1 protein-coding gene is annotated in these 797 nt (G+C 63.2%); it reads right to left on the bottom strand.

Annotated features, from left to right (window positions below; genetic code table 11):
* Positions 1–702, bottom strand: a 702-nt coding sequence (locus tag HC022_RS27940) for a TRAP transporter small permease subunit (protein ID WP_167454534.1), incomplete at its 3' end; no start/stop codon positions are given.
* Positions 703–797 lie beyond the last annotated feature (95 nt).

Here is a 797-nt window from a genome sequence, read left to right as displayed (position 1 = left end):
CGCGCGGGCCTTCATCACCAGCCGCTCGAGCCCTTCCGAGGCCGAGGGCTTGGGCACGATCAGGTGGCGCCAGAGGAAGTACCACGAATAGAGCCACATCAGCCCCGCCATCGGCATCATGAAGACGAGGCTGCCGAACATGTCGATGACCTTCTTCGTGCGGTACTTGGCCGGTGCGTAAAGAAGGTCGACCCGCACGTGCCCGCCCTGCACGAAGGTGTAGGCCAGGCAGAGCGCGACGATCATGGCGTTGTAGAGCTTGAGCTCTTCCGACCACCAGCTGACGTCGAAGGTCACCGGCACGCCGAAGCCGAACGAGATGTCCGGCCGCGCGAAGATGCGCTGCACGAAGATGATGATGACCTGCTGCAGCACCATGATGAGGCCCGCCCAGGCGGCGACCCGTCCGACGGTGTTGTGAAAGGCCTCGAGCCCGCGGACCATCCCCCACATCACGCTGTGCCGCCACATGCCGATGGCCGTGAGCACGATCAGGGTGGTGAGGATGACGAAGAACAGTTCGACCGACGCGCCGTAGTAGACGAAGCGCATCACCGACTCGCTGTTCGACCAGTCCAGCCAGCTGGCGGGATGGGTCAGCGCGTAGCCGAGATTGTAGAAGGACATGGCAATATTGCCGAAGAACCAAGCCAAGCCGTTCAGGATTGCGCTGAACGCTCCGCCCGTGGCTGCCTCTTCCATGGCTCAAGCCCCCGTTTGAGAGATTGACCGGCCGGACCCATGGCGGGACGTCGCCGGCAAGATGTTGTTTCCTGAACGCAGTTCGCCCCCGCTGC

The sequence above is a fragment of the Salipiger sp. HF18 genome, from assembly GCF_011806505.1.
GTDB classification, from domain to species: Bacteria; Pseudomonadota; Alphaproteobacteria; order Rhodobacterales; family Rhodobacteraceae; genus Salipiger; species Salipiger thiooxidans.
The sequence above is the reverse complement of the archived record's forward strand: the minus strand, read 5'-3'. Positions and strand labels throughout refer to the sequence as shown.